Source organism: Variovorax sp. GW531-E2 (assembly GCF_059423125.1).
The window spans coordinates 15,935-33,615 of the sequence record NZ_JBWKXQ010000060.1; the positions used below are offsets into that span (position 1 = coordinate 15,935).

At 69.3% G+C, this 17,681-nt stretch carries 19 protein-coding genes; 6 read left to right on the top strand and 13 right to left on the bottom strand.

Annotation, left to right across the window (positions count from 1 at the left end):
* Positions 1-3 precede the first annotated feature (3 nt).
* The 4 genes from AC07XP_RS26010 to AC07XP_RS26025 are packed head-to-tail and all read right to left on the bottom strand — an operon-like array spanning position 4 to position 2,703.
* Positions 4-621 carry a pilus assembly PilX family protein gene (locus tag AC07XP_RS26010; RefSeq protein WP_495266304.1) on the bottom strand — a complete coding sequence of 206 codons (618 nt, stop codon included), beginning with the start codon at positions 619-621 and terminating at the stop codon, positions 4-6.
* Positions 618-1,748, bottom strand: coding sequence for a PilW family protein (locus AC07XP_RS26015; RefSeq protein ID WP_495266305.1), 1,131 nt, complete (start codon positions 1,746-1,748; stop codon positions 618-620). The genes AC07XP_RS26010 and AC07XP_RS26015 overlap by 4 nt, the downstream gene beginning before the upstream one ends.
* Positions 1,745-2,305 carry a type IV pilus modification protein PilV gene (gene pilV, locus AC07XP_RS26020; RefSeq protein WP_354343249.1) on the bottom strand — a complete coding sequence of 187 codons (561 nt, stop codon included), beginning with the start codon at positions 2,303-2,305 and terminating at the stop codon, positions 1,745-1,747. The genes AC07XP_RS26015 and pilV overlap by 4 nt, the downstream gene beginning before the upstream one ends.
* On the bottom strand, positions 2,299-2,703 hold the full coding sequence (locus AC07XP_RS26025; protein ID WP_495266306.1) for a type IV pilin protein: 405 nt from the start codon (positions 2,701-2,703) through the stop codon (positions 2,299-2,301). Before AC07XP_RS26025 ends, pilV begins: the two co-directional genes overlap by 7 nt.
* A 230-nt stretch (positions 2,704-2,933) precedes the next feature.
* On the opposite strand from AC07XP_RS26025, the gene AC07XP_RS26030 reads away from it, so the two are divergent.
* Together AC07XP_RS26030 and AC07XP_RS26035 are read left to right on the top strand one after the other, a co-directional pair.
* Positions 2,934-5,006, top strand: coding sequence for a carbon starvation CstA family protein (locus tag AC07XP_RS26030; RefSeq protein ID WP_095744137.1), 2,073 nt, complete (start codon positions 2,934-2,936; stop codon positions 5,004-5,006).
* A gap of 17 nt (positions 5,007-5,023) precedes the next feature.
* The gene (locus tag AC07XP_RS26035; RefSeq protein WP_062472123.1) at positions 5,024-5,230 is read left to right on the top strand and encodes a YbdD/YjiX family protein; all 207 of its coding nucleotides are present in this window, start codon (positions 5,024-5,026) and stop codon (positions 5,228-5,230) included.
* Positions 5,231-5,282: 52 nt separating this feature from the next.
* Here AC07XP_RS26035 and AC07XP_RS26040 read toward each other — a convergent pair whose 3' ends face one another.
* Positions 5,283-6,167 (bottom strand): LysR substrate-binding domain-containing protein, encoded by an 885-nt coding sequence (locus AC07XP_RS26040; RefSeq protein WP_369631816.1) that lies wholly within the window; start codon positions 6,165-6,167, stop codon positions 5,283-5,285.
* A 70-nt stretch (positions 6,168-6,237) separates the two neighbouring features.
* Here AC07XP_RS26040 and AC07XP_RS26045 point away from each other — a divergent pair, with 70 nt between their 5' ends.
* The 3 genes from AC07XP_RS26045 to AC07XP_RS26055 all read left to right on the top strand — a co-directional run bounded on the left by AC07XP_RS26045 (position 6,238) and on the right by AC07XP_RS26055 (position 8,378).
* Positions 6,238-7,290 (top strand): YeiH family protein, encoded by a 1,053-nt coding sequence (locus AC07XP_RS26045; RefSeq protein WP_495266307.1) that lies wholly within the window; start codon positions 6,238-6,240, stop codon positions 7,288-7,290.
* Positions 7,291-7,405: 115 nt separating this feature from the next.
* Complete coding sequence (locus AC07XP_RS26050; RefSeq protein ID WP_062472119.1) at positions 7,406-7,825, top strand: SEL1-like repeat protein; 420 nt, start codon at positions 7,406-7,408, stop codon at positions 7,823-7,825.
* A 52-nt stretch (positions 7,826-7,877) separates the two neighbouring features.
* Positions 7,878-8,378, top strand: coding sequence for a hypothetical protein (locus AC07XP_RS26055; protein WP_495266308.1), 501 nt, complete (start codon positions 7,878-7,880; stop codon positions 8,376-8,378).
* Positions 8,379-8,398: 20 nt separating this feature from the next.
* Here the strand turns inward: AC07XP_RS26055 and AC07XP_RS26060 are convergent, their stop codons facing one another.
* Genes AC07XP_RS26060 through AC07XP_RS26070 form a run of 3 tightly spaced genes read right to left on the bottom strand, consistent with a single transcriptional unit; the run spans position 8,399 to position 10,804 of the window.
* Entirely contained in the window at positions 8,399-9,229 is an 831-nt protein-coding gene (locus AC07XP_RS26060) for an urease accessory protein UreD (protein ID WP_495266309.1), read from the bottom strand.
* 22 nt (positions 9,230-9,251) lie between these two features.
* Positions 9,252-9,779: a nucleoside deaminase gene (locus tag AC07XP_RS26065; RefSeq protein ID WP_390345864.1), complete on the bottom strand. Its 528-nt coding sequence runs from the start codon at positions 9,777-9,779 to the stop codon at positions 9,252-9,254.
* Positions 9,776-10,804: an ABC transporter substrate-binding protein gene (locus tag AC07XP_RS26070; RefSeq protein ID WP_495266310.1), complete on the bottom strand. Its 1,029-nt coding sequence runs from the start codon at positions 10,802-10,804 to the stop codon at positions 9,776-9,778. The genes AC07XP_RS26065 and AC07XP_RS26070 overlap by 4 nt, the downstream gene beginning before the upstream one ends.
* A 350-nt stretch (positions 10,805-11,154) precedes the next feature.
* Between AC07XP_RS26070 and AC07XP_RS26075 the strand changes: the two genes are divergently transcribed.
* On the top strand, positions 11,155-12,228 hold the full coding sequence (locus tag AC07XP_RS26075; RefSeq protein ID WP_495266311.1) for an aromatic ring-hydroxylating dioxygenase subunit alpha: 1,074 nt from the start codon (positions 11,155-11,157) through the stop codon (positions 12,226-12,228).
* An 11-nt stretch (positions 12,229-12,239) separates the two neighbouring features.
* Here AC07XP_RS26075 and AC07XP_RS26080 read toward each other — a convergent pair whose 3' ends face one another.
* From AC07XP_RS26080 to AC07XP_RS26100, 5 genes are all read right to left on the bottom strand, one after another.
* On the bottom strand, positions 12,240-13,739 hold the full coding sequence (locus AC07XP_RS26080; protein ID WP_495266312.1) for a carotenoid oxygenase family protein: 1,500 nt from the start codon (positions 13,737-13,739) through the stop codon (positions 12,240-12,242).
* A gap of 12 nt (positions 13,740-13,751) precedes the next feature.
* On the bottom strand, positions 13,752-14,189 hold the full coding sequence (locus AC07XP_RS26085) for a DUF2141 domain-containing protein (protein WP_495266313.1): 438 nt from the start codon (positions 14,187-14,189) through the stop codon (positions 13,752-13,754).
* 145 nt (positions 14,190-14,334) lie between these two features.
* Positions 14,335-15,444 carry an AI-2E family transporter gene (locus AC07XP_RS26090; RefSeq protein ID WP_495266314.1) on the bottom strand — a complete coding sequence of 370 codons (1,110 nt, stop codon included), beginning with the start codon at positions 15,442-15,444 and terminating at the stop codon, positions 14,335-14,337.
* Between the two features lie 161 nt (positions 15,445-15,605).
* The gene (locus AC07XP_RS26095) at positions 15,606-16,313 is read right to left on the bottom strand and encodes a GntR family transcriptional regulator (protein ID WP_062472095.1); all 708 of its coding nucleotides are present in this window, start codon (positions 16,311-16,313) and stop codon (positions 15,606-15,608) included.
* 5 nt (positions 16,314-16,318) lie between these two features.
* A complete protein-coding gene (locus tag AC07XP_RS26100) occupies positions 16,319-17,650 on the bottom strand; it encodes a C4-dicarboxylate transporter DctA (RefSeq protein ID WP_062472092.1) in 1,332 nt (443 codons plus the stop codon).
* Positions 17,651-17,681 lie beyond the last annotated feature (31 nt).

Sequence of the window (17,681 nt, forward strand, 5' to 3'; positions counted from 1 at the left end):
GGTTCAAGAGGCGGCCGGCGCGGGTTCGGCTGGCGCGACCGGCGGCGGCGCGCACAGCGCTTCGAACTGCGCCTTGTTGAGCAGCGCCCGCACGCCCTGGCGCACGGAGGTGGTGGTGCCAGTGGCGCCGGGGGTGGCGTCGGTCACGGTGGTGCTGATGTCCCACACGGCGTTGTACTGGTCGGGCAGGGCCGCGAGCCCCGAGCCGCTGCTGGACGCGCCGCCCGTGATGCCGCCCGGGCCCGTGCTGCCGCCGCCGCCGCTGTCGACGGCCTTGGTGGCGCGCACGCACACGGGCGGGGCGACGGTGACCGTGTAGTCGTTCACGCCGTCGTTGTTGATGTCGACCATGCTCACGGTGCCCTGCGGCGGCGCGAGCGACGGGGTGCCGTCGCTGCCGGGCACCAGCAGGCTGGCCGCGACCTCCTCGATCGCGCGGTTGGCGGCGGCCACGGCTTCGTTGCGGGTCTGCAGGTTGCCCACGGCCTTGAGGTTGGCGCCGCTGAGGTTGAAGGCGGCGGTGACCACGAGCGTGATCAGCAGCAGCATGATCATCCCGATGATCAGCGCGGCGCCGCGCTGGGTCTGGGTGGAGCGGCCGGCGTGCACGCGTGGCTTCATGGCGTTTCCCTCCGGCCGGTGACGTTGGTCAGGCGCACGGTGGTCGCGAACGCGTGCCGCTTGTAGTGGTCGTTGAACGGCGCGAGCGTCGCGGCGCCCATCTGGTACCTGCGCGTGTCAGTGTGGCCCGGCGAGATGGTGGTGGCGCGCGCGAGCACATACAGCTTCACGGCCACCGCGTTGACCAGCTGGTCGGCGGTGCAGGTCGCGCCGCAGTGCACGAAGGCGCCGTCGGGGCTGCCGTCGCCGCGGTTGGACGGGGTGGACTTGTTCGCCGGATCGGCCCAGGCGATGGCCTGGGTGTAGTTGACGGCGGCGCCGGTCTTGCTCAGCGTGTCCAGGCCGAGCTCGACGCGAAAGCCCTCGACGCCTTCGATCAGCGCCGTGGGCGGTTGCTGCGCGAGCGTGCCGCCCACCAGGTCGAAGCGCGAGCGTGCCAGCGTGGGAATGCCGTCGCCCACGGCCTCGGCGTAGTCGCGCACGTAGTAGATGTCGGCCACCAGCTTGCGCTTGGGCGAGGCGCTGGTGCAGTCCTTGAGGAACATCTGGTCGAAGGCGCCGGTCGAGAGGTCGAACGACGAGGGCTTTTGCGTACCGCAGAGCGACGACTGGAAGTACATCGCGCCGGCCACGTCGGCGTCGCAATGGGGCGTGCCGGGCAGGCAGGTTTCGGCATGGCGCACCACTAGGATGTCGGTGCCGGTCTTGTGGTGCGTCAGCAGGTCGGTGCAGGTGGCCGGCACGCTGCTGTAGACCTGCACGGGCAGGTCGAGCAGCTGGCGCTTGTAGTCCTCGGTCCAGTTCGCCGCCGAGTAGGCCAGGCACGGGTCGGGCACGTTGCCGGTGGGCACGTGCGTGGGCGCGGCGCTGACCGTGAGGTCGTCGAACTCGGGCATGTAGTTTTCCCAGAAGCCCGCGTGCGAGATCTCGTTCTCGAGCACGAAGATGCTCAGGCGCCCGGTTTCGATCTGGCGGTTGACGCGTTCCATCTCGCGCTGGGAGCCGCTCACGTTGAGGAACAGCGTGAGCAGCGCGGCCATCACGATGAGCATGATGGTGATGGCCACCATCAGCTCGATCAGCGTCAGCCCGCGCTGGGCGCGGCGTGCGGTGGGGCGCGGGTTCATGAGAGCGATCCGATGCGCACGAGCGTGGTCACGGTGCGGCGGCACAGGTCGTTGATGCACTTGGAGCCGGTGCCGCCGTCGTAGAGGTCCTTGCCGCAGGCCACGCCGGCCGGCGGCGCCGAGATCGGCCCCAGGCCCTGCCAGGCGACCGTCACGAGGTACTCGTTGTTGCCCATGTCTTCCACGCAGCCGCGCCCGCCGATCACGGTGCCCAGCTTGTCGTTGCCCGAGAACTCGGCGGCGCCCTGCAGCGCGTTGCACCACTCCTTGGCGTCGATCTGCTGGCGCGTGCCGGTGCCGGTGGGGCAGGCATCGGTGCCACCCAGCGGTGCGCTGGTGGCGTAGCTGGCCGCCACGCGGCGGTTGATGGCGATGCGGTTGGCCATGTCGTTGAGCAGGATCAGCGCCTGCGAGCGCTGGTACGACTCCATCTCGGAGGCCTGCAGCCGGGCCTGCAGCCCCACGAGGCCGAACAGGCCGAAGGCCAGCACGAGCAGGGTGACAAGCACCTCGATCAGCGTGGCGCCGCGCTGGCGCCGCAGGGCGGGGCTCACCATTTGTTGGACGGCGTCTTCACGCCTTCGCTGGTGAGCCCGAGGTTGCCGTCGCCCACTTGGCTGCCGATTGCGGTGAAGGTGATCGCGAAGGTGGGCGGGCCGGATTCCTGCAGCGCGACGTCGTAGCTGTAGTTGCTGCTGACTTCGGCGGGCAGGCTGTAGCCGCTGGCAGTCAGTGCCGTCTTGTCGGCGTAGCCGCGGTTGGCAATGAGGAACTGCTGCTGCCGGTTGGCGATGTCCATCATCTGCGCCTGGGCCGCCGAGCGCTTCGATCGCACGATGTACTGCTGGTAGCTGGGCAGCGCGATCGACGCCAGGATGGCCACGATGGCCACCGTGATCATGACCTCGATCAATGTGAAGCCGCCGCTTGTGCGTGCCTGCGAATGCTGGGTCATCGTGGACTCGTCAGAGATGTTTCACATTGTTAGTGAATGTGAATTTATCACATCTAATGTGAGCGCAACGGATTTGCGGTGCTTCCGGCGGCCGTCCGGCGGAGGCGATCCGGGCGCGGATAGGGGTTATCCATTAGGCAATTCCACCCGCCCGGCCCGCGCAGTCCGACGGATGCGGCCCGGCGGCGGGCGGGGAACACTCGCCCGGTTCATATCGAGGAGACATCCGCATGCCCAACATTCGCCGCCATCTGGTGTGGCTGGCCGTGGCCGTGCTCGGCGCTTTTGCGCTGGGCACCGTGGCCCTGAGCCGGGGAGAGAGCATCAACGCCCTGTGGGTCGTGACCGCCGCGCTCTGCACCTACCTGATCGCCTACCGCTACTACAGCCTGTTCATCGCCGACAAGGTGCTGGGGCTGGACGCCAACCGCAAGACGCCCGCGCACCGCCACAACGACGGCCTGGACTACGTGCCGACCGACAAGAACGTGCTGTTCGGCCACCACTTCGCGGCCATCGCGGGCGCCGGCCCGCTGGTGGGCCCGGTGCTCGCCGCGCAGATGGGCTACCTGCCAGGTTTGCTGTGGGTGCTGGCGGGCGTGGTGTTCGCGGGGGCGGTGCAGGACTTCATCATCCTGTTCATCTCCACGCGCCGCGACGGCCGTTCGCTGGGCGACCTGGTCAAGCAGGAGATGGGCGTGGTGCCCGGCATGATCGCGCTGTTCGGCACCTTCATGATCATGATCATCATCCTGGCGGTGCTGGCCCTCATCGTGGTGAAGGCGCTGGCCGAATCGCCGTGGGGCAGCTTCACGGTGGCCGCGACGATTCCGGTGGCGCTGTTCATGGGCGTGTACCTGCGCTACATCCGCCCGGGCCGCATCGGCGAGGTGTCGGTGATCGGCTTCGTGCTGCTCATGGCGGCCATCTTCGGCGGCCAGTGGGTCAGCCAGCACCCGGTGTGGGGCCCGGCCTTCACCTTCGATGGCAAGGCGCTCACCTGGATGCTCGTGGGCTACGGCTTCGTGGCCGCCAGCCTGCCGGTGTGGCTGCTGCTGGCGCCGCGCGACTACCTGTCGACCTTCCTGAAGATCGGCACGATCATCGCGCTGGCCATCGGCATCGTGGTCGTGATGCCCACGCTGCAGATGCCCGCCATCACGCAGTTTGCACAAGGCAACGGCCCGGTGTGGTCGGGCAGCCTGTTCCCGTTCCTGTTCATCACCATCGCCTGCGGCGCCGTCTCGGGCTTCCACGCGCTCATTTCTTCGGGCACCACGCCCAAGATGCTGGACAACGAACGCCACGCGCGCTTCATCGGCTACGGCGGCATGCTGGCCGAATCGTTCGTCGCCGTGATGGCGCTGGTGGCGGCCTCGTGCATCGAGCCGGGCATCTACTTCGCGATGAACAGCCCGGGCGCGCTGGTCGGCACCACGGTGCAACAGGCCGCGGCAACGATCTCCGGCTGGGGCTTCGTGGTCACGCCCGAGATGCTGCTGCAGACGGCCAAGGACGTGGGCGAGACCACCATCCTCGGGCGCACCGGCGGCGCGCCGACGCTGGCCGTGGGCATGGCCCACATCCTTCACCAGGTGATCGGCGGGCAGGCCATGATGGCCTTCTGGTACCACTTCGCGATCCTGTTCGAGGCGCTGTTCATCCTCACGGCAGTGGACGCCGGCACGCGCGCCGGCCGCTTCATGCTGCAGGACCTGCTGGGCAGCTTCGTGCCCGCGCTCAAGCGCACCGACTCGCTGCCGGCCAACCTGATCGCCACCGCGCTGTGCGTGGCGGCCTGGGGCTACTTCCTGTACCAGGGCGTGGTCGATCCGCTGGGCGGCATCAACACGCTGTGGCCGCTGTTCGGCATCTCCAACCAGATGCTGGCCGCGGTGGCGTTGATGCTGGGCGTGGTCGTGCTGTTCCGCATGAAGCGCGAGCGCTACGCCTGGGTGGCGGCGGCGCCGGCCGTGTGGCTGCTGGCCTGCACGCTGACGGCGGGCTGGCAGAAGATCTTCTCGAGCGATCCGAAGATCGGCTTCCTGTCGCACGCGGCCAAGTACGCCGACGGCCTGGCCAACGGCGTGCTGATCGCGCCGGCCAAGACGCCCGAAGCCATGTCGCGCATCGTCTTCAACGATCGGCTCGACGCGGCGCTGTGCGCGCTGTTCATCTTCGTGGTGCTGAGCGTGCTGGTCTACAGCATCAAGGCCTGCCTGGCAGCCCGCGCCGCCAACCGGCCGACCACGCAGGAGACGCCGTTCGAGGCGATGGGCGCGGCCTCGTCCGCCGCCCACTGACCGGACGCAAGCACGCCATGGGCCTCGCCATGCCGGAAGCCGGGCGCTACATCGCCCGCTCGATCAAGCAGTCGCTGCGGCTCATGGTCGGGCTGCCCGACTACGACGTCTACCTGACGCACATGGCGGCCACCCACCCGGACCGGGCGCCGATGAGCTACGAGGAATTCTTCCGCGAGCGGCTCGAGGCGCGCTACGGCGCGGGCAAGGGCCGCTGCTGCTAGCGGCAGCCGGTTGACAACGAAAAGGGTGCACACGGTGCGCCCTTTTTTCATGTCACGAGGCGTCGAGGATCTGCGCCATCCGCAGCGCCGCCGGCGAGAGCGGCCGGTTCTTCAGCGCCAGCCGGTACAGCGGCCGCGACAGCACCGCCCCCGGCAGCTTCAGCTCGCGCAGCGTGCCCAGCGCGAGCATGTCGGCCACCACCACGCGCGGCAGCATCGAGATGCCGACCCCGCTGGCCACGGTGCGCGCAATGGCTTCGTTGCTCGCCATTTCCATCCACGGCGGCGCATCGATGCCGTGCGCCGCGCACAGCGCCTCGGTGGCCTGGCGCGTGCCCGAGCCCGGTTCGCGCAGGATCCAGTTCTGCCGACCCAGCAGCGCGGCCGTCACGCCGCGCCGGGGCAGGGCGGCATCGGGCGGCGCGACGATGGCGAGCGGGTCGGTGGTCCATTCGCGCACCTCCACGCGCTCCTCGTCCACGCGGCCCTCGACCAGCGCGAGGTCGATGCGGCATTCGAGCAGCTGCTCGCACACCCACTGCGTGTTGCCGACCGTGACGCGCGGCACCACCGCCGGAAAGGCCGCGCAGAAGGCCGCGATCTGCGGCGGCAGCCAGTAGCTCGCCACCGTGGTGCTGGCGCCCAGCGTGAGGCTGCCGCGCTGCACGCCGACGCGCGCACGCACGTCGTCCAGTGCCGCGCGCTCCATCGCGAAGATGCCGCGCGCATGTGTGAGCAGCGACGCGCCGGCCTCCGTGAGCCGAAAGCCCTTGCCCGCGCCGCGCTCGATGAGCGTCAGGTCGAGCTGGTGCTCCAGCTCGCGGATGCCCTTGGACACCGCCGGCTGGCTGATCCACAGGCCCTCGGCCGCGCGCGAGAAGCTGCCCGCTTCGGCCACGGCGACGAACAGGCGCACCAGATGCAGGTTCAGGGTCATAACTTAACTTCATGCATCGGTGAAGTTTATGTCTTTGACTCATGGGGTGTCGATTCCTAAAGTCGGGTCCATGTCCTCCCTTGCCGCCTCCTTGCCCGGTTTCTCCTTCGTTCGCCGCTGCGGCCCCGGCGTGCTGCTGTCTGCACTGCTGGCCGCTGCCGCCGCGCTGCTGGCCGAATGGCCGCCGATGGTGCACCTGGGCCTGAGCGCGCTCACGCTGGCCATCGCGCTGGGCATGGTGGCGGGCAACACGGTGTTCCCCGCGGTGTCGCAGCGCACCGGCGCGGGCGTGGACTTCGCGCGCAGCGCCTTGCTGCGCGCGGGCATCGTGCTCTACGGCTTTCGCATCTCGCTGAGCGACATCGGCGCCGTCGGCTGGCCCGGCGTGCTGATCGCGATGGCGATGGTGGCGCTGACCTTCGGCCTCGCCGTGCGCATCGGCACGCGCTGGCTGGGGCTCGACCGCGAGACCGCCGCGCTGATCGGCGCGGGCAGCGCCATCTGCGGCGCCGCCGCCGTGATGGCGACGCAGCCCGTGGTGCGCGGCGAAGAGCACAAGGTGTCGATCGCCGTCGCCACGGTGGTGGTGTTCGGCACGCTGTCGATGGTGGCGTACCCACTGGTCTATCCGTACCTCGGGCTCACGGAACATGCCTTCGGTCTCTTCGCGGGTTCCACCATCCACGAGGTGGCGCAGGTGGTCGCGGTGGGCGAGGCCGTCAGCCCGGGCGCGGCCAACGCGGCGGTGGTCGAGAAGATGCTGCGCGTGATGATGCTGGCGCCGTTCCTCATGGGCCTGTCGTTCCGCGTGGCGGCCTCGACGCCGGGCGCGGCGAGCCTGGGCGCGTGCTGGCGCCAGGTGCGCGTGCCATGGTTCGCCGTGCTGTTCATCGCCGTGAGCGCCGTGCATTCGCTGGACGTGCTGCCGCACGCACTCGTCGCCGGGCTCGTGCAGCTCGACACGCTGCTGCTCGCCACCGCCATGGCCGCGATGGGCCTGCGCACCAGCGCCGCCAGCCTGCGCAAGGCCGGGGCGCAACCGCTCAAGCTGGGGGCGCTGCTGTTCGTGTTCCTGACGGCCGGCGGCTATGCGGTGAACGCGGCCGTGCTGGCGATGTTCTGAACGAATTTCGCGCAGGGCTCAGGCGGCGCCTGAGGCGTCCTGCGTGAATTCCAGTTTCTCCTGCGCGCGCCTTCGCGGGACCATCGGTGCCACGCAATTCGTGGAGAAAAAACCGATGTCATCCGAACTCAACCAGATCGCCAGTTGGTCGCTGCGCTGGCGCATTGTCCTGTCAGGCGTGCTGTGCCTCGTCGCCGCCATCGCGGCGGCCAAGCCCTTCGACGCGAACGTCGACCTGCAGACCGAGCAGCGCTACCAGCTCGCCCTCGAAGCGCAGGCCGCACGCGACTACCGCACGATGCTCGAGCAACTGCGCCAGGCCGCCACCGAAGGCCATCCCGAGGCGCAGGAGATGCTGGGCATGGTGCTGCTGACGGGGCCCACGCTGTACGGATCGGCCGTGAAGGCCGACCGCTGCGAGGCGCGCACGTGGATGCTGCGCGCCGCCGGGCAGGGCAGCGAAACGGCCAGGGTGCAGCTGGCGTTTCTCAACAGGCTGCGCAGCGCGCCGTCCGGAAAGATCGCCTGCGGTTGATGGCGGGGGCTGTGCGGCCATACTCGGCGCTCCTTCACGAGCGCGCCGTTGCATGCCCACTCCTTATCCCGCGGACCGACTGATGCGCACCGTGTCCTGGCTCCTGTTCGCGCTCGTGTTTGCGCTGGCCGGGTGCACGGCAACAGGCAACAAGCCCGACGCGACCGTCACCCGGACCGCCGACGGCTACGAGGTCACGCTCTACGCCACCCGGGGCTTGATGGTGCATGACCCTGTGTCGCTGATCTTCCACCGCAGCTACGAACTCGAATCCCGCATCCGGGTGCCGTCGATCGAGGGGCGCGTCGACGCAGCCGATGCCTCGGTGTACGAGGTGAGCGAGTTCGACAAGGCGGCCGAGAAGAAGGCGCCTTCCACGCACCCTGTCGACCTCCGGCTGCGGGAGCACTACGAGAAGGAGCGCAGGCCGCGCCTCACGGGCGCGCTCGTTTTCTCGGGCCACACGCTGACGGTCGACGTGCAGGCGGTGGGGCAGAACGGTTCGTCCCCGTATCCGTTCAACGGCACCTACCGCCTGAAGACACGACAGTAGCGGCGACGGCCGCCTGCGTCTCAGGTCGCCCAGATGCGCGGCGTGGCCGCCGGCAGTTGCCACAGCTCGCCGCGCCACGCCTGCCAGACCTGCCGCAGCAGCTGCATCGCGGGCTCGACCACCGGCGCGAGCACGCGCAGCACCACCACTTCCGCATGCGGGCTGGTCGCGCCCGCGCTCTCGTGCAGTTCGTGCGCTTCGAGCAGCCCGCGCGCCTGCGCCAGCAGGGCTTCGCGCCGTGCCTTGGCCATCGGCGAGCCGGCCACGACGAACAGCGAGGCGAGGCAGCGGTGGCCGCCCAGGCCCAGCGGGCTTTGCAGCAGGCGGTGGTCGCTGGCGTCGATGCGCCCGCGCTCCAGCCACACGCCGGGCGCCTCGATGTGCTGCAGGTAGGTGCCGCGTTCGAAGGGCTGGTTGGCGTTCGGCAGGCCGAGTGCGCACACGTCCCAGCCGATCATCTCGGCGCCCGGTGCGACCTCGAGGGTGAGCCGGTTCTCGGCCTGGCAGCCGCTGTAGCAGATGGCCTCGAGCGGCAGCCATTCGAGCCGCGCGCCCGGTGCGAGGCGGATGCGCGTGCGCTGCAGCGCGGTCTCGCCTTCGGAGCGGTAGAAGCGCGAGGCGCCGGGCGTGGTGATCAGGCCGTGGCTGCCGTCGGCGGCTTCGATGTCGATGTCGAGCGTGTCGCCGCCCACGAGGCCGCCCGGCGGATGCACCAGCACGTTGTGGCACACGGCATCGCCCTCGGGGTAAAGGCTCTGCAGGATGCGCAGCGGGCCGTCGTGGCGGAAACGGGCGACGCTGCGGTCGGCTTCTTTTTGGTAGGCGAGGTGGAGACGGGCGTGCCAGGGCATGCGGGGAGTCTAGTGCGCCGGCTCAGGTCTTCCAGGCGCCGTCGTGCGCGGCAGCCGCTTCATCGATGAGCGCAGGCCCGATGCACTCGATCGGATGCGGCGAGGCGCGGAACACGTCGCGGCACGACAGCTCCGCGTCGCGCTGGTCCTGCCGTTCGCCACGGAACACGCGCAGCCGTTGCGCGTCGATGCCGAACACCACGCGGCCGATGTTCGACCAGAAGATCGCGCCCGCGCACATCACGCAGGGCTCGCCCGAGGCATAAAGCGTGGCGCCCGCCAGTTCTTCGCGCGTGAGGCCGCGACCGGCCAGCGCGCGCAGCGCGTTCACTTCGGCGTGCGCGGTGCAGTCGCCGGTTTCGGCGTTGCTGTTCGCGGCCTCGGCCAGCACTTCGCCGGCGGCCGAGACGATGACCGAGCCGAAGGGCCGGTTGCCGCGCCGGCGCGCGGCGTGCGACCACACGATGGCCTTGCGCAGGTAGCGGCCGTCGCGCTCGTCGAGCGTGGTTTCGTCGGGGAGGGCGGGAATGGCGTTGTCAGGAAGGTTCATGCCTTGGGTGCGGGAAGAAGGCGCTCGCTGCGCGCGGGCAGCATCGCGCCGTTGAAGAGGGCGTCGGCCGAGGGCCGCGTCTTCAGGCCGAAGGTGTCGGCCACCTCGTCGACCTGCTGTTCGAGCGTGAGCTTGCGGATGTCGCCCAGCCCGTGGCCGCGCGTGTCCGCCGCGCCCACGTACTGCGCCGTGAGGCCCCAGCGTTCGAGTTCGACCTTCTCGTCCAGGATCGGTTCGCGCTGGCGCATGGCCGCGATGCTGGGCACGGGGTTGGCAAAGGTCTCGACGATGGCGCGGTTGGTGGCGCGCAAGAAAGCCGCCACCACCTTCGGGTTCTGCGCGATGAGGTTGCTGCTCGCCAGGACCGCATTGCCGTACAGGTTGACGCCCGCATCCGAATACTTGAGCACCGAGAGCTCGTCTGCCTTCATGCGCGCGAAGAGCGAGACGGCCGAGTCGTGGAAGTAGGTGGCGGCATCGACGTCGCCGCGCACCATCACGTTGTCGCGCGCGCTGAAGTCGGTGGTCTGCCACTGGAAGGCATCGCCGCGCATGCCCTGCCGGCGCGCCACCATCGGCCAGGCGCGGCGCGTGGACTCGACGGCGGCGGCCGCCACCTTCTTGCCGGTGAGGCTCTTGAAGTCGCTGGTCACGCCGCGGTCCTTGCGCCCGATGATCACGAACGGTGCACGGTTGTAGTACTGGTACACGGCCTGCACCACGGGCGTGCCCGGGTTCTGTGCATTGAACTCGACCAGCGAGCTGATGTCGCCCAGGCCCAGTTGGTACACGCCGCTCGCGATGCGCGTGATCGACGCGACCGAGCCGGCGCCGGTGTCGATCGTCACGTCCAGCCCTTCGTCGCGGTAGTAGCCCTTGGCCTGCGCCAGGAAGAAGGGCGCGGTCTGGCCGTTGATGCGGAAGTCGAGCGTGAACTTGAGCGGTGTGAGCTTGCCGCCCTGCGCGAACACGGCAGGGGCGGCGAGGGTGGCGGCAGCGGCGGCAAGGAAGGATCGGCGTTGCATGGTGGGGCCTCGGAGTCGGTGGTCTTGACGGATGCCTCCCACCGCGGGCGGGAGGCGCCTCAAGAGCAATTTCCGGGCGGGCGCACGGGGATGGTGCGTGCGCTGCTGAACGCTTCTACTCTTGCCGGCTGTCTTGCATGAGGCATGCCAGGGTGCGGCGCTCGGGCATCGCGGCGCGGGGCTTGGACGCGCGACAAGGGCGCGCCACAATCCGGGCGCGCTAATTGCGAGTCGATCGGCGCAGAGTAGAAGCGTTCAGCCTCGCGCATGCCTTTCATCAGGCATGCCGACGAAGCAGGAAATTGCTCTTTCACGTTCGTCCCCCCACGCAACAACGAAGGAGTTCGCCCATGCTCGTCACCCGACAACCCGTCTTCCGCAAGTTCTGGCATGCCGTCATGCCGCTCACCGAACTGGCCCACGGCCCCAAGCCCTTCCGGCTGCTGGGCGAAGACATCGTTCTGTTCCTCGACGCCGACGGCCAGCCGGCTGCCCTGCGCGACCGCTGCTGCCACCGCACCGCGAAGCTTTCGAAGGGCTGGTGCGTGGACGGCGAAGGCAAGGCCTGCGGGCAGGGCGCGATCCAGTGCGGCTACCACGGCTGGACCTACGACCGCAGCGGCCAGGTGGTGCGCATTCCGCAGTACGAGCCCGACCGCACGATCTCGCCCGAGTACAAGACCACGGCCTACCCCTGCACCGCGCGCTACGGCTACGCCTGGGTGGCGCTGGAGGAGCCCATTGCCGACATCCCGGCCATTCCCGAGTTCGACGATCCGGGCTACCGCACCATCTTCCAGTTCTACGAAGAGTGGCAGACCAGCCCGATGCGCGCGCTCGAAAATTCCTTCGACAACTCGCACTTCAGCTTCGTGCACCGCGCCACCTTCGGTGTGGCCGCAAGCCCGAAGCCGAGCAAGTACGAGCTGGTGGAAAACGAGTCGGGCTTTTACGCCGAGACGGTGATCGAAGCGACCAACCCGGTGAAGTTCCACGCGATCAGCGGCGTGACCGATGCGATCACCACGCGCCACATGCGCAACGCCTACTTCCTGCCGTTCGCGCGCCGGCTCGACATCGAGTACCCGAGCGGCATCCGCCACATCATCATCAACTGCTTCACGCCCATCGACGACGGGCGCATGCAGCTGTGCCAGTGGCTGTTCCGCAACGACACCGAGGCCGACTGCGCGGCGCAGATGCTGATCGACTTCGACGAGGAGATCACGCGCGAGGACAAGGACATCCTCGAATCGACCGACCCCGATGCGCTGGTCGACACGCGGCGGCGCGGCGTGGAGTATTCGATGGAGTCCGACCGGCCGGGCATGCTGATCCGCAAGCACCTGATGCAGCTGCTGGCCAGGCACGGCGAGGCGGAGGTGCACCGGGGCCTGACGATCCCGATCGCGAAAGCCGCCTGAACGGGCGGCGTTCAGGCCTTCACGAAGGCGCCGTGCAACCCCAGCGGCAGCGCGTAAGGCAGCGTCGCCTGCGCCACCGGCCCGGCGGCGAGGTGATCGGCGGCGAAACACGACAACACCGTCCGTTGCCGGCCGAAGTCCAGCGCCGTGCCCAGCACCCAGCCCGGCTTGGCGCCGTCGGGCACGAAGACGTGCTCTTCCACGATGGCCTGCGCGCCGTAGCTGAAGCGCTGGCTGCGTCCGCTCTCGATGTCGGTGCGCGCGACGGCGCCGAAGCCGGGCACGTCGGCGCGCGTCTGCGTGGCGTGCACGACCTGGCGGTGGCGCAGGCCGACACGGCGCGGGTCGATGCGCGGGAACTCGGCTTCCAGCGGCAGTTCCCGCTGCGTGGCCTGGCCCGTTCCCAGGTCGAGCGTGGCGACGGTCAGGCGCGGTTCGTTGCGGCGCACACGGCGTGCGCGCATCACCTCGCGGTTGCTGGTGAACACCGACTCGGCGTTCTGCGTGCGCACGTAGTCGATGTGGATGCGCGTACCGCGCGGTGTGTCTTCTTCCCACGCATTGCCGACGTGGAACAGGAAGCCGGCCGGCAGCTCCAGCAGCTGGCGCTTGTCCCAGTCCTGCTTGTCGACCACCAGCGCGCGCATGCCGAGTTCGGGCCGCCAGACGTGGGCGTCGAGAAAGCTCGCGCCGGCCTCCTTGCGCTTGCTGTCGTACACCAGCGGCGGCATGAGGAACACGAGGTGCCGCGCGGTCATGGCGAAGTCGTGGACCATGGGCAGCTCGGGTACCGGCACCACGGCCGCGCGGCGCAGCGCGCCGCCGGGCGCGATCTCGTACAGCGCCAGCAGGCTCTGGCCGGAACTCACGCCGAAGTTCCACACGGTGCCGTCCGGGTCGACCTTGGGGTGGGCCGAGAAGGGCATGCCCGCGAGGTCGGCGCGCCAGGTCTTCACGCCCAGCGTGTCGAGGGTGCGTGCATCGATGCGCGTGGCCGAGCCGCCTTCCCACAGCGCCAGCACCTCGCCCTGCATCGGCAGCACGCTGGTGTTGGCGACGTTGATGGCGTCGGCCGAGGTGGGCGGCTCCACGCCCGGCGGCATGGTGCCGAAGGCTTCGGTGAGGTGGCGGCCGGCCTTCACCTCGGCCACGCGCTTGGGCGTGGCGACGTAGCGGCCCTGGTGGCGCACGTCGGCGCCTTCGATCACGAAGCGATGCACCATGCCGTCGCCGTCGAACCAGTGGTGGTAGCGCTCGCCGCCCAGGTCGTGGCCGGCCGGGCCGATGCGAAACAGCGTGCCGGCGACGGCGTCGGGAAAGCGCCCGCGCACGGTGGCGCGCGTCAGCGGCAGGTCGCCCGGGGGCGTGGCGAAGCCGATCTTCCAGGGGGCGTCGGCGGCTTCGAACTGGGCTTGCCAGTCGTCGGTGGTGCCGGCCGCGCGTGCGAGCGGGGCGAGCAGGGGCAGGGCGCCGGCCGTGGCCAGCAGGCGCAGGAGTTCGCGTCGTTCCATGGCCGTGTCTCCTCAGCGCAGGTGGATGACGGCCTGCGCGTCGGCGTCGATGCGCAGCGCCGCGGCCTCGAAGTCGGGCGCGCCGCGGTTGCCCTTGGCGTCGTTCGAGAAGCCGTAGCGTTCGATCGGCATGCCCACCAGGTTGGTGTCGAGCTTGCCGTTGCCGTTCTCGTCGGCGAACACGCGCAGCGCGTAGCGGCCCGGCGCCAGGTCGGTGAAGACGAAGCGGGCCTTGCCTTCGCGCATCGGCGCGGTCTGCGAGGCGAGGGCCTTGCTCTCGGCGTAGCTGGCGGCGTCGCTGTACAGCGCGACGTAGAGCGTGGCGCCGGCGGCCGGGCCGTCGGCGATGCGCAGGTTCAGGTCGGCGGCCAGGGCGCCGAGCGGGGCGAGCGCGGCAGCGGCGATCAGGCCGCGCGCGGCGGGGCGGGAGAGGAAAGCGGGAAGGTGCATGGCAGGCCTCGTGGTGGGTGGAGGGCCCGACGATCCCGCAGTCGCCGGGCGGTGCCCAGCGTCATGCGACGGAATGCGTGATTGCGCGCGCGAAATGCGCGCAGAGGGAGTGAACGCCGCGACCCGAGAGAGTCGCGGCGCCGTGTCAGACCTTGTCCTGCCCGTCCTTCGCGGCCGGCGCGGCGTCTTCGACCGCGTGCCCCGTGCCCACATGGCCCGAGTCCGCAAAGAGGCTCCAGGCCGCCATGAACAGCGCCGCGATCACCGGCCCGATCACGAAGCCGTTGATGCCGAAGATCGCCATGCCGCCGATGGTGGACATCAGCACGATGTAGTCGGGCATCTGTGTGTCCTTGCCCACCAGCACGGGGCGCAGGATGTTGTCGACCAGGCCGATCACGAACACGCCGATGAAGATCAGCACGCCGCCCTGCCAGAAGTGCCCGGTGGCCAGGTAGTAGATGGCCACCGGCCCCCAGATGAGCGCCGCGCCCACGGCCGGCAGCAGCGACAGGAAGGCCATCAGCACCGCCCACAGCAGCGCGCCCTGCACGCCCAGGAACCAGAAGGCCAGCCCGCCGATGGTGCCCTGCGCAATGGCCACGGCCACGTTGCCCTTCACGGTGGCGCGGATCACGGTGGTGAACTTGTTCAGCAGGTAGTGCGTGTGCGGCTTGGCCAGCGGCAGCGCGTCGCGCATGGTCTTCGAGAGCGACGTGCCGTCGCGCACCAGGAAGTACAGCAGGTACAGCATCACGAAGAAGCTCACCACGAAGTCGAAGGTGTTCTGCCCGATGGCCAGCGCCTGGCTGGCGATGAGCTGGCTGGCCTGGCCCGCGATGGCCGAGACGCGCGCCTGCCAGGCCGCCATGTCGCCCAGGTTGAAGCGCTCCACGATGTTCAGCAGCCACTGCGGCGTGGCGTTCAGGATCTGCTGGAAGTAGGCCGCGAAGTTGATCTGGCCCGAGCGGATGCTCTGCGTGATCAGCGCGATCTCCTGCACCAGCGACACGCCCACCATCGCCAGCGGCAGGATCACGATGAAGAGGCAGATCGCCAGCGTGGACATCGCGGCCACGTTGCGCCGGCCCGGCATCTTCTTGAGCAGCCACTTGAAGAGCGGCGTGAACAGAATCGCCAGCGCGACCCCCCAGAGCACCGCGCCGAAGAACGGCATCAGCACCCACAGAAAGGCGACGGTGACGGCGGCAAGCAGGGCGAGGAAGACGCCGCGCTGGAGTTGGGGAGAGTTCATAAGTGTCTCGGACTGTAGCCGAGCCGGAACCCGCCGCCGTGTCAGCCGGCGCGCCCTTGTGCGGCGCAACAGGGTTGCCAAGGAAAAACGCCGCAGGCGCAGGGCCGGCGGCGGGTGTCAGCTATGCAATCGATAGCTGATGGCGGCACAAATGCACAGCTTCAACGCCTGGCGGCGCGCGGCAGCGCCACCGGCGCGAGCGTGGCGCGCAGCCGGCTCGGCGCGTCGGGCTCGGCGGTGGCATCGACCTCCAGCGCCCGTTCGACATTGCCGATGTGGTCGAGCATGAGCTGGCGCGCCTGCTCGATGTTGCCGGCCTCGAGCGCCGCGACGATCGCGCCGTGCTCCGCGCACGACTGCCCGGCCTCGTGCTTCGACTGGTAGAGCGTGGCCGCCAGCGTGGTGCGCGCCGTGAGGTCGCGCAGCACGTCGACCAGCAGCTGGTGGCCCATCTGCTCGGCCAGGCAGACATGGAAGTCGGCCAGCAGGAAGGCGCGCGTGGCGGCGTCGGCGCCTTCGATGGCGCGCTGCTCGTCGGCGATGTGGTCGCGCAGCTTGCGGATCACCTGGCCCAGCGGCCGGCCCTCGCTGGCGGCCAGGATGCCGGCTTCGACGATGCGGCGTGCCGAAAAAGCGTCGCGCGCTTCTTCGGCCGAGGGCTCCACCACGTACCAGCCGCGGCGCGACTGCACCTCGACGAAACCGCGCGCCTGCAGCTGCATCAGCGCCTCGCGCACCATGGTGCGGCTGACCGAGAAGTTCTCGGCCAGCGCCTGCTCGCCGAGCCGGTCGCCGGGCGCGAGCTTCTGCGCGAGGATGGCCTCGACGACGCGTTCGGCGATGGCGGTGGGGCTGACGTCGGCGGGCATTTTTTTCAGTGGGCGGTGGAAGCGGCGGTGCCGGTGTTTACCACGGGCGCCTCGGCCAGCGGCTCGTCGTCGGGCGAATAGGTGCCGTCGAGCACGGCATGGGCACGTTCGCGGTCGATGTCGCCTTCCCACGCGGCGATCGCCACGGTGGCCACGCAGTTGCCGATCAGGTTGCCCAGCGCGCGGGCGATGCCCATGAACCAGTCGACCGACAGCACCAGCACCAGGCCGATGGCAGGAATCGCCGGAATCGCATGCAGCGTGGCGGCCAGCACCACGATGGCCGAGCCCGGCACGCCGTGCGCGCCCTTGGAAGTGACCAGCGCGATCGCCAGGATGGTCAGCAGGTCGGCCATCGAGATCGGCGTGTTGGTCGCCTGCGCAATGAACACGGCCGCCAGCGTGATGTAGATCGAGAACGCGTCGAGGTTGAACGAGTAGCCCGTGGGAATCACCAGGCCCACCGTCGAATCGCGGATGCCCATGCGGCGCAGCTTGGCCATGATCTGCGGCAGCACGCTGTCCGACGAGGTGGTGGCGAACACGATGGCGAGTTCTTCGCGCAGGTAGCGCAGCAGCTTCCAGAGGCTGAAGCCCGACATGCGCATCACCAGCCCCAGCACCACGAACACGAAGACCAGCACCGCGCCATAGAAGAGGGCGACCAGCATGCCCAGCTGCTTGAGCGAGCCGATGCCGTACTTGCCGACCGTGAAGGCAATGGCGCCCAGCACGCCCAGCGGCGCCAGCTTGATGATGATCCCCATGATCTTGAACAGCACCAGCGAGAGCGCGTCGACCACGGCTGCCACCGGCGCGCCGCGGTCGCCCAGCAGCGAGAGCGCGCAGCCGAACAGCACCGCGAACAGCAGCACCTGCAGCACGTCGCCCGTGGCGAAGGCGGCCACCACCGTGGTGGGAATGAGCTTCATCAGGAACTCGACCGTGCCGCCGCTGGTGAGCTTGTCGGCGTTGGAGGCGTAGGCGCTCATGGCGCTGGCGTCCAGCGCCTTGGGGTCGACGTTCATGCCCACGCCCGGCTCGAACACGAAGGCCAGCACCAGGCCCATCGCCAGCGCGATGGTGGTCAGCACCTCGAAGTAGATCAGCGCCTTCACGCCGACCCGGCCCACGCGCTTGAGGTCGCCCGCGCCGGCGATGCCGTGCACCACCACGCAGAACACCAGCACGGGAATGATCATCTTGATCAGCTTGATGAAGCCGTCACCCAGCGGCTTGAGCTTGGCGGCGAACTCGGGGGCAAAGAGGCCGACGAGCACGCCGATCACCAGTGCGATGACCACCTGTCCGAAGAGCGATTTGGCAAAGCGAGGCATGGAAATCTCCTGTCGTTGTCGTGTCGAGGTT

Bases quoted from the DNA above. Each gene is read 5' to 3' on its own strand.
- AC07XP_RS26055 (WP_495266308.1), top strand. From the start codon at position 7,878: ATGCCCACTCCTTATCCCGCGGACCGACTGATGCGCACCGTGTCCTGG.
- AC07XP_RS26060 (WP_495266309.1), bottom strand. From the start codon at position 9,229: ATGCCCTGGCACGCCCGTCTCCACCTCGCCTACCAAAAAGAAGCCGAC.
- AC07XP_RS26070 (WP_495266310.1), bottom strand. From the start codon at position 10,804: ATGCAACGCCGATCCTTCCTTGCCGCCGCTGCCGCCACCCTCGCCGCC.
- AC07XP_RS26035 (WP_062472123.1), top strand. From the start codon at position 5,024: ATGGGCCTCGCCATGCCGGAAGCCGGGCGCTACATCGCCCGCTCGATC.
- AC07XP_RS26095 (WP_062472095.1), bottom strand. From the start codon at position 16,313: ATGCCCGCCGACGTCAGCCCCACCGCCATCGCCGAACGCGTCGTCGAG.
- AC07XP_RS26065 (WP_390345864.1), bottom strand. From the start codon at position 9,779: ATGAACCTTCCTGACAACGCCATTCCCGCCCTCCCCGACGAAACCACG.
- AC07XP_RS26010 (WP_495266304.1), bottom strand. From the start codon at position 621: ATGAAGCCACGCGTGCACGCCGGCCGCTCCACCCAGACCCAGCGCGGC.
- AC07XP_RS26040 (WP_369631816.1), bottom strand. From the start codon at position 6,167: ATGACCCTGAACCTGCATCTGGTGCGCCTGTTCGTCGCCGTGGCCGAA.
- AC07XP_RS26090 (WP_495266314.1), bottom strand. From the start codon at position 15,444: ATGAACTCTCCCCAACTCCAGCGCGGCGTCTTCCTCGCCCTGCTTGCC.
- AC07XP_RS26100 (WP_062472092.1), bottom strand. From the start codon at position 17,650: ATGCCTCGCTTTGCCAAATCGCTCTTCGGACAGGTGGTCATCGCACTG.
- AC07XP_RS26050 (WP_062472119.1), top strand. From the start codon at position 7,406: ATGTCATCCGAACTCAACCAGATCGCCAGTTGGTCGCTGCGCTGGCGC.
- AC07XP_RS26075 (WP_495266311.1), top strand. From the start codon at position 11,155: ATGCTCGTCACCCGACAACCCGTCTTCCGCAAGTTCTGGCATGCCGTC.
- AC07XP_RS26030 (WP_095744137.1), top strand. From the start codon at position 2,934: ATGCCCAACATTCGCCGCCATCTGGTGTGGCTGGCCGTGGCCGTGCTC.
- AC07XP_RS26080 (WP_495266312.1), bottom strand. From the start codon at position 13,739: ATGGAACGACGCGAACTCCTGCGCCTGCTGGCCACGGCCGGCGCCCTG.
- AC07XP_RS26045 (WP_495266307.1), top strand. From the start codon at position 6,238: ATGTCCTCCCTTGCCGCCTCCTTGCCCGGTTTCTCCTTCGTTCGCCGC.
- AC07XP_RS26085 (WP_495266313.1), bottom strand. From the start codon at position 14,189: ATGCACCTTCCCGCTTTCCTCTCCCGCCCCGCCGCGCGCGGCCTGATC.
- pilV (WP_354343249.1), bottom strand. From the start codon at position 2,305: ATGGTGAGCCCCGCCCTGCGGCGCCAGCGCGGCGCCACGCTGATCGAG.
- AC07XP_RS26025 (WP_495266306.1), bottom strand. From the start codon at position 2,703: ATGACCCAGCATTCGCAGGCACGCACAAGCGGCGGCTTCACATTGATC.
- AC07XP_RS26015 (WP_495266305.1), bottom strand. From the start codon at position 1,748: ATGAACCCGCGCCCCACCGCACGCCGCGCCCAGCGCGGGCTGACGCTG.